The sequence below is a fragment of the Rhodoplanes roseus genome, assembly GCF_003258865.1.
In the GTDB taxonomy this organism is placed as follows: Bacteria; Pseudomonadota; Alphaproteobacteria; order Rhizobiales; family Xanthobacteraceae; genus Rhodoplanes; species Rhodoplanes roseus.
In genome coordinates this window covers 41,411-50,420 of the sequence record NZ_NPEX01000012.1, presented here as the reverse complement: position 1 = coordinate 50,420, position 9,010 = coordinate 41,411, and the positions used below count along the sequence as shown (strand labels likewise).

4 protein-coding genes are annotated in these 9,010 nt (G+C 67.9%); all 4 read left to right on the top strand.

Annotation, left to right across the window (positions count from 1 at the left end; all coding sequences use genetic code 11):
• Positions 1–1,380, top strand: a 1,380-nt coding sequence (locus CH341_RS03355) for an alpha-amylase family protein (RefSeq protein WP_111417614.1), incomplete at its 5' end; no start/stop codon positions are given.
• Positions 1,381–1,417: 37 nt separating this feature from the next.
• Entirely contained in the window at positions 1,418–4,717 is a 3,300-nt protein-coding gene (gene treS, locus CH341_RS03350; RefSeq protein WP_111417613.1) for a maltose alpha-D-glucosyltransferase, read from the top strand.
• Positions 4,714–6,876, top strand: coding sequence for a 1,4-alpha-glucan branching protein GlgB (gene glgB / locus CH341_RS03345; protein ID WP_111417612.1), 2,163 nt, complete (start codon positions 4,714–4,716; stop codon positions 6,874–6,876). The genes treS and glgB overlap by 4 nt, the downstream gene beginning before the upstream one ends.
• Positions 6,877–6,880: 4 nt before the next feature.
• Positions 6,881–8,959 carry a glycogen debranching protein GlgX gene (gene glgX / locus CH341_RS03340; RefSeq protein WP_111417611.1) on the top strand — a complete coding sequence of 693 codons (2,079 nt, stop codon included), beginning with the start codon at positions 6,881–6,883 and terminating at the stop codon, positions 8,957–8,959.
• Positions 8,960–9,010: the final 51 nt, after the last annotated feature.

Sequence of the window (9,010 nt, the reverse complement as noted above, 5' to 3'; positions counted from 1 at the left end):
GCCCGGGCCCGCGCCGGCGCCTGGTACGAGCTGTTTCCGCGCAGCCTGACCGACGACCCCGCCCGCCACGGCACCTTCGACGACGTCGTCGCCCGGCTGCCCGACGTCGCCCGCATGGGCTTCGACGTGCTGTACTTCCCGCCGATCCATCCGATCGGGACCACCAACCGCAAGGGTAAGAACAACGCGCTCGAGGCGGCACCCGACGATCCCGGCAGCCCCTATGCGATCGGCGCCGCCGAGGGCGGCCACGACGCGATCCATCCGCAGCTCGGCACGCTCGCGGACTTCCGCCGCCTGGTGGCCGCGTCACGTGGTCACGGGCTGGAGATCGCGCTCGATTTCGCCACCCAGTGCTCGCCCGACCATCCGTGGATCAAGCAGCACCCGGAGTGGTTCCGCTGGCGACCCGACGGCTCGATGAAATACGCCGAGAATCCGCCCAAGAAGTACGAGGACATCACCAATCCAGACTTCTACTGCGCCGACCGCGTGGCGCTGTGGGAGGCGCTGCGCGACGTGGTGCTGTTCTGGGCCGAGCAAGGTGTGCGCATCTTTCGTGTCGACAATCCACACACGAAGCCGTTCCCGTTCTGGGAATGGATGATCCGCGACGTGCAGGCGCGGTTTCCGGACGCGATCTTCCTGGCCGAGGCGTTCACCCGGCCGAAGGTGATGAAGGCGCTGGCGAAGCTCGGCTTCAGCCAGTCCTACACCTACTTCACCTGGCGCACCGGCAAGGACGAGCTCTCGGCCTACATGGCGGAGCTGACGCGCCATCCCGAGCGCGAGTATTTTCGGCCGAACTTCTTCGTCAACACGCCCGATATTCTCCCGGTCCATCTGCAGTCGGGTGAGCCGTGGATGTTCAAGTCGCGGGTCGCGCTCGCCGCGACGCTCGCCGGCAGCTACGGTGTCTATTCCGGCTTCGAGCTCCTGGAGCACGAGCCCGTCGCCCCCGGCAAGGAGGAATACCTGGATTCCGAGAAATACGAGATCAAGCCGCGCGACTGGAGCGCGCCCGGCAATCTCTCCGACTACATCGGCCGGCTCAACGCGATCCGGCGCGCCAACCCGGCGCTGCAGCAGACGGCGAATTTCGCCTTCGTGCTCGTCGACAGCCCGTCCGTGCTGGGCTTCGTGAAGGAGTCGGTCGCGCACGACAATGTGGTGGCGGCGGCGATTGCGATCGCGCCGGGTCCGCACGACGTCTGGTTCCATTTCGGCGACCTGCGGATCGGTCCGGAGGGGGCCCGCCGCCCGGTGCGGGCGGTCGAGAACCTCGTCACGGGCGAATGGCGGCTGGTCGAATGGGGCGGCGTGCGCCTCGCCATCGATCCGGACCGCGATCCCGCCGTGCTGCTGCGCTGCGTCGCCTGAGCACGCTCGATACCCCTTTGCAGAACATCGGTAACCCATGAACATTCTGTCCGACATCATCACTGCGACGACGGCGGATCAGTCCGGCGATCCGCTCTGGTACAAGGACGCGGTGATCTATCAGATTCACGTGAAATCGTTCTTCGACAGCAACAACGACGGGATCGGCGACTTCAACGGGCTGACCCACCAGCTCGACTACATCCAGGATCTCGGCGTCACGGCGCTGTGGCTGCTGCCGTTCTATCCGAGCCCCGGCCGCGACGACGGCTACGACATCGCCGACTATCGCCGCATCAATCCCGACTTCGGCTCGATGAAGGACTTCCGCCGCTTCATGAACGAGGCGAAGCGGCGCGGCCTCAAGGTGATCACCGAGCTGGTCATCAACCACACCTCCGACCAGCATCCCTGGTTCAAGCGGGCGCGGCGCTCCAAGCGCGGCTCGAACGCGCGCGACTGGTACGTCTGGAGCGAGACCGATCAGAAATACCTCGACACGCGGATCATCTTCACCGACACCGAGAAGTCGAACTGGACCTGGGACCAGGAGGCCGGCGCCTATTTCTGGCACCGCTTCTTCTCGCACCAGCCCGACCTCAACTTCGACAATCCGCGGGTGCTGTGGGCCATGGTGCAGGTGATGCGCCGCTGGCTCGACTTCGGCGTCGACGGCTTCCGGCTCGACGCGATCCCGTATCTGGTCGAGCGCGAGGGCACCAACAACGAGAACCTGCCCGAGACCCACGCCGTCATCAAGAAGCTGCGGGCCGAGCTCGACGCCTATGCGCCCGGCACCTTCCTGCTGGCCGAGGCCAACCAGTGGCCCGAGGACGTGCGCGCCTATTTCGGCGACGGCGACGAGTGCCACATGGCATTCCACTTTCCGCTAATGCCGCGCATCTACATGGCGATCGCCCAGGAGGATCGCTTCCCGATCAACGACATCCTGCGCCAGACCCCGGACATCCCGGAGAACAGCCAGTGGGCGCTGTTCCTGCGCAATCACGACGAGCTGACGCTGGAGATGGTGACGGACGCCGAGCGCGACTATCTGTGGTCGACCTACGCGGCCGATCCGCGCGCCCGCATCAATCTCGGCATCCGGCGTCGGCTGGCGCCGCTGATGGACAACGACCGGCGCAAGATCGAGCTGATGAACAGCCTGCTGCTGTCGCTGCCGGGCACGCCCGTCGTCTACTACGGCGACGAGATCGGGATGGGCGACAACATCTATCTGGGCGACCGCAACGGCGTGCGCACGCCGATGCAGTGGACCTCGGACCGCAACGGCGGCTTCTCGCGCTGCGACCCGGCCAAGCTCTATCTGCCGCCCATCATGGACCCGGTCTACGGCTACCAGGCCGTCAACGTGGAAGCGCAGGCGCGCTCGTCGTCGTCGCTCTACAACTGGATGAAGCGGATGATCGCGGTGCGCAAGACCAGCAAGGTCTTCGGCCGCGGCACCATGACGATCCTGCGGCCGTCCAACCGCTCGGTGCTCGCCTATCTGCGCCAGTACGGCAACGAGGTCATCCTCTGCGTCGCCAACCTGTCGCGCTCCGCCCAGTGGGCCGAGATCGACCTCTCGGCCTGGCGCGGCCGGGTGCCGATCGAGATGCTCGGCCGGGCCCGCTTCAAGCGCATCGACGAGGGCCCCCTGGGCGTCACGCTCGCCCCTTATGGATTCTTCTGGTTCCAGCTCGCCGAGGAGAGCGGCGGCGTCAGCACGGAGACGATCATGCCGCGCGAATGGGTGACGCTGGTGCTGCAGGCGAACTGGCGATCGCTCGCCGAGGCGCGGGTGCGGCAGCATCTCGAGCGCGAGGTGCTGCCGGCCTTCCTGTCGGGCCGGCGCTGGTTCGCCGGCAAGGGCGGGGAGGGCGGCGAGACGCGCCTGTCGCGGCTCGTGCCGCTCGGCGACGGGTCGTTCCCGCCCGTGCTGGCCGTGGTCGACCACGTCGCCCGCCGGGCGGCCGCCCGCTATGCGCTGCCGCTCGTGGTGCGCTGGGGTCACATCGACAGCAATGCCGACTATCCGCTGGCCGCGATCCTGGCGCCGGTGCGGCGGACCAACCGCGAGGGCGCTCTGGTCGACGCGGTCGCCGACCGCGAGGTCGTCTCGGCCCTGGTGACCCAGATCCACGCCGGCGGGCGTCGCGAGGCGGCCCCGGACGTCGCCGTCGAGTTCGTGCCCACCGCGAAATTCGCCGAGAGCGCCCTGCCGCCCATCGCGATGGTGCGCGGCGCCGGCGTCGAGCAGACCAACTCGACCACCCTGATCGACTCCTCCTTCGTGCTGAAGATCTATCGGCGGCTCACCTCCGGCGTGAATCCGGAGGTGGAGATGGGCCGATTCCTCACCGACGCGGCCGAGTTCGCCAACACGCCGCGCCTGATGGGGACGATCGAGCTGGTCGAAGGCGACACGCGCTCCGCGGTCGGGGTGCTGCACCGCTTCGTCGACAATCAGGGCGACGCCTGGTCGCACACCGCCTCGGCACTCGACCGCTATCTCGAGGACGCCAGCATGCTGCCGACCGAGGCGGAGGCGGCGCCCGGCCCCGACCTGGCCTTCCTCAACCGCGTCCGCCAGATCGGCCGCCGGACCGCCGAGCTGCATCTGGCGCTGGGGAGCCGGCCCGACATTCCCGACTTCGCGCCCGAGCCGGTCACCGAGGCCGATGTCGAGACCTGGACGCGGGAGCTCGTGCACAACGCCGAGGCGATGTTCGCGGAGCTCGCCCGCCGTCAGCCGCAGCTCCCCGCCACGGCGCAGCCGTCCGCCGAGATGCTGCTCTCGGGCAAGGCCGAGGCGCTCGACAGGTTGCGCAGCCTGCTCGCCGGCCCGCTCGAGGTCGACAAGATCCGTCATCATGGAGACTACCACTTGGGGCAGATTCTGATCGCCAAGGACGACGTCCAGATCGTCGACTTCGAGGGGGAGCCCGAACGGCCGCCGGCCGAGCGGGTCCGCAAGGCGCCATCGGCCCGCGATGCGGCCGGTTTCGTGCGCTCCCTGGACTATGCCGCGACCTCGGCCCTGATCCGCCACCTGGAGAAGGCGGTGGACGGACCGGAGCGACTCACGGAGGTACTTGACTCCTGGCGCGATGCGGCAACGGATGCGTTCTTGATGTGCATGCGCGAAACGATGGCCGGCACGCGGCTGTGGCCCTCCGATCAGGCTGCGGCCGACCGGCTGTTGCGTTTTTTCATTGTGGAAAAGGCCGTTTACGAGGTGGGATATGAGTTCGCCAATCGTCCCGACTGGGTCCATGTGCCGCTTGCCGGTCTGGCGCGGGCCCTGTTTCCTGCCGCGGACGCGCAGCCATGACTGAAGTCGTCACCGCAGAAGCCCACGCCATCATCGGCGGTTATCACGCTGATCCGTTCCGTTATCTCGGCCCCCATGTCGATCATGGGCAACCGGTGGTGCGCGTCTATCTGCCCGGCGCCCGTCAGGTCTCGGTCCGCTTCGCGGACGGCCAGCAGGCCGAGCTCAAGCGCATTCACGATGCAGGCCTGTTCTCCGGCCAGGTGCCGTCGAACGCGCGCGACTATCGCCTCCTGGCGCAGTGGGGCAAGGCCGATCCGGTCGAGATCGAGGATCCCTATCGCTTCGCGCCCGTGTTCTCCGACCTCGACCTCTATCTGATGGGCGAGGGGACGCACCTGCAGATCTACGAGCGGCTCGGCGCCCATCCGATGGTGCACGAGGGCGTGTCCGGCGTCGCCTTCGGGGTGTTCGCCCCCAACGCGCGCCGGGTCAGCGTCGTCGGCGACTTCAATTTCTGGGACGGCCGCCGCCACGCCATGCGGGTCCGCGGCAACGGCTTCTGGGAGATCTTCGTCCCGGACGCCAAGGCGGGCGACAAGTACAAGTACGAGATCATCGGGCCGCATCAGTCGGCGCCGCTGCTGAAGTCGGACCCCTACGCCTTCTCGGCCGAGATCAGGCCGCTCACCGCCTCCGTGGTCGTCGATCCGGCGACGTTGCCGCAGATCGCCCCCGGGCCGGCCGGCATCAACCGGCTCGACGCGCCGATCTCGATCTACGAGGTCCATCTCGGCTCCTGGCGGCGCAATCCGTATCTCGCCAATTCCTGGCTCACCTATCGCGAGCTCGCCGAGCAGCTGCCGCCCTACGTCGCCGAGATGGGCTTCACCCATGTCGAGCTGCTGCCGATCGCCGAGCATCCCTTCGACGCCTCGTGGGGCTACCAGCCGACCGGCCTCTATGCGCCGACCAGCCGGTTCGGGTCGCCGCACGACTTCGCCATGTTGGTCGACGCGTTCCACCGGCACGGCGTCGGCGTCATCCTCGACTGGGTGCCGGGCCATTTCCCGGACGACGCCCACGGCCTCGCCCAGTTCGACGGCACGGCGCTCTACGAGCACGCCAACGCCATGCAGGGGCGCCATCTCGACTGGAACACCCTGATCTACAATTTCGGCCGGCGCGAGGTGCAGAACTTCATCGTCGCCAACGCGCTGTTCTGGCTGGAGCGCTACAAGATCGACGGTCTGCGCGTCGATGCCGTCGCCTCGATGCTCTATCTCGACTACAGCCGGCCCGAGGGCGGCTGGATCCCGAACAAGTACGGCGGTCGCGAGAATCTCGAGGCGATCGACATGCTGCGGCGCTTCAACACCGAGGTGTTCGGCCGCTTTCCCAACGCCACCACGATGGCGGAGGAGTCGACCGCTTGGCCGCTGGTCTCGCGCCCGGCCGACGTCGGCGGTCTCGGCTTCGGCTACAAGTGGAACATGGGGTGGATGCACGACACCCTGCGTTACATCGCCAAGGACCCGATCTACCGCAAGCATCACCACGGCGACGTCACCTTCGGGATGCTCTACGCCTTCTTCGAGAACTTCGTGCTGCCGCTGTCCCACGACGAGGTGGTGCACGGGAAGGGCTCGATCTTCGGCCGCATGCCGGGCGACCGCTGGCAACGCTTCGCCAACATCCGCGCCTACTACACCTTCATGTTCGCGCATCCGGGCAAGAAGCTGCTGTTCATGGGCGGCGAGTTCGCCCAGGAGCGCGAGTGGGCGCACGACCACAGCCTCGACTGGCATCTGCTCGAGCAGAAGGAGCACGCCGGGGTCAAGGATCTGGTCCGCGACCTCAACCGCCTCTACAAGACGCTGCCGGCCATGCATCAGCTCGATGCCGAGCCCGGCGGCTTCGAGTGGATCGTGGTGGACGATGCCGATGCGAGCGTGTTCGCCTGGCTGCGCCGCGGCCGTGATCCCGGCTCGGTCTGCCTCATCGCCATGAACTTCACGCCGGCGCCGCGCGAAAACTATCGCATGCGCGTGCCGTTCGGCGGCGGCTGGCGTGAGGTGTTCAACAGCGATGCGGAGATCTACGGCGGCGGCAATCTGGGCAATGGCGGGCGCATCCAGGCCGAGGACACCGATCACGGCGCCGTGCTGAACCTCGTCCTGCCGCCGCTCGCCGGCATCATCCTGGTCCCGGAGGCGTGACGTCATGAGAGTCGAGCCGGGCGCGCCGTATCCGCTCGGCGCGACCTTCGACGGGCGGGGGACGAACTTCGCGATCTTCTCGGCCAATGCCGAGAAGATCGAGCTTTGCTTGTTCGACAGCTCCGGACGCCGCGAGGTGGAACGGATCGTCCTTCCGGTGTGCACCGAGGACGTCTGGCACGCCTATCTGCCACAGGTCGTGCCGGGGCAGGTCTACGGCTACCGGGTCTACGGGCCCTACGACCCGGAGCACGGCCACCGCTTCAACCACCACAAGCTGCTGCTCGACCCTTACGCCAAGCGGCTGACCGGCCACTTCGTGTGGAGCGACGCGCATTTCGCCTATCGGATGCGCAGCGCCCGCGCGGACCTGTCCTTCGACAAACGCGACAATGCCCGCGGCGTTCCCAAGGGCGTCGTGGTCGACGACGCGTTCACCTGGGGCCAGCACACGCGCCCCTCGGTGCCGTGGCATTCCACCGTGATCTACGAGGCCCATGTGCGCGGCCTCACCATGCAGCGCGAGGACGTGCCGGCCGCGCTGCGCGGCACGTTCCGCGGGCTCGCCGCGCCGAGCATGATCGAGCACTACCGGCGGCTCGGCGTCACCGCGATCGAGCTCCTGCCCGTGCACGCCTTCGTCGACGAGCGCATGCTGGTCGAGAAGGGCCTGCGCCAGTACTGGGGCTACGGCACGGTCGGCTTCTTCGCCCCGGAGCCGCGCTACGGCGCGGCCGAGAGCGGCGTCGAGGACTTCAAGGCGACGGTCGGCCTCCTCCACGACGCCGGTCTCGAGGTGATCCTCGACGTCGTCTACAACCACACCGGCGAGGGCAATCATCTCGGGCCGACGCTGTCGTTCCGCGGCATCGACAACGCCTCGTACTACTGGCTGCGGCCGAACGCGCCGCGCTACTACGAGGACTTCACCGGCACCGGCAACTCGCTCAACCTGACCCATCCGCGCGTGCTGCAGATGGTGATGGACAGTCTGCGCTACTGGGTCGAGCAGTGCCATGTCGACGGCTTCCGCTTCGACCTCGCCACGACGCTCGGGCGCGAGCCGCACGGCTTCGATCCGACCTCGGGCTTCTTCGCCGCCATCGGCCAGGATCCGGTCCTGTCGCGCGTGAAGCTGATCGCCGAGCCCTGGGACATCGGGCTCGGCGGCTATCAGCTCGGCGGCTTCCCGCCCGGCTGGTCCGAATGGAACGACCAGTTCCGCCGCACCGTGCGCTCGTTCTGGCGCGGTGACGCCAACCAGATCCGCGACCTCGCCGCCCGCGTCACCGGATCGGCCGACCGCTTCCGCCATCGCCGCCGCATGCCGCGCGCCAGCATCAACCACGTCACCGTGCACGACGGCTTCACGCTCGCGGATCTGGTCGCCTATGCGCGCAAGCACAACGATGCCAACGGCGAGGGCAACCGCGACGGCTCCGACGACAATCTGAGCGCCAACTGGGGCGTCGAGGGACCGACCACCGACAAGGAGGTGCTGGAGATCCGCCGCCGCGTCCGCGGCGCCCTGCTGGCGACCCTGTTCCTCTCGCAGGGCGTGCCGCTGCTGCTCGCCGGCGACGAGATCGGCAATTCCCAGGAGGGCAACAACAACCCGTATTGCCAGGACAACGAGGTCGGCTGGGTCGACTGGTCCGGCCAAGGCCGCGACGGCGACGACCTCACGGCCCTGGTCGAGCGCCTCACGGCGATGCGCCGCGACTATCCGCAGCTGCAGGGCCGCCGCTGGCTGGTCGGCCGGCGCGGCGACCAGTACGACGTCAAATGGCTGACGCCCGGTGGAACCGAGATGGACGGCGCGGATTGGGCCTTTGCGGAAGCGCGGTTCCTCTCCTACGTCCTCGCGCCGCTGGAGTCCTCGGGTGCACCTTTGCTGATCCTTCTCAACGCGGCCGCCCATCCGGTCGATGTCGTCCTGCCGAAATGGCCCGATTGCGGCGGCTGGACCAAGATCCTGGCGACGGTCGAGGGCGAGAGCGGGCGTGCCGATGCTCCGCTGAAACCCGGCGTGAAGCTCGCCGCTCCCTCGCGATCCGTCACCGTCTTCGCCGGCACGACATGACGTAGCGGCGAAGGCCGGTCGCAGCGACCGGCCGGCCGTTCATCCGTGTTC

Excerpts from the sequence above, each read along its gene's own strand:
- glgX (WP_111417611.1), top strand. The coding sequence starts at position 6,881 with ATGAGAGTCGAGCCGGGCGCGCCGTATCCGCTCGGCGCGACCTTCGAC.
- glgB (WP_111417612.1), top strand. The coding sequence starts at position 4,714 with ATGACTGAAGTCGTCACCGCAGAAGCCCACGCCATCATCGGCGGTTAT.
- treS (WP_111417613.1), top strand. The coding sequence starts at position 1,418 with ATGAACATTCTGTCCGACATCATCACTGCGACGACGGCGGATCAGTCC.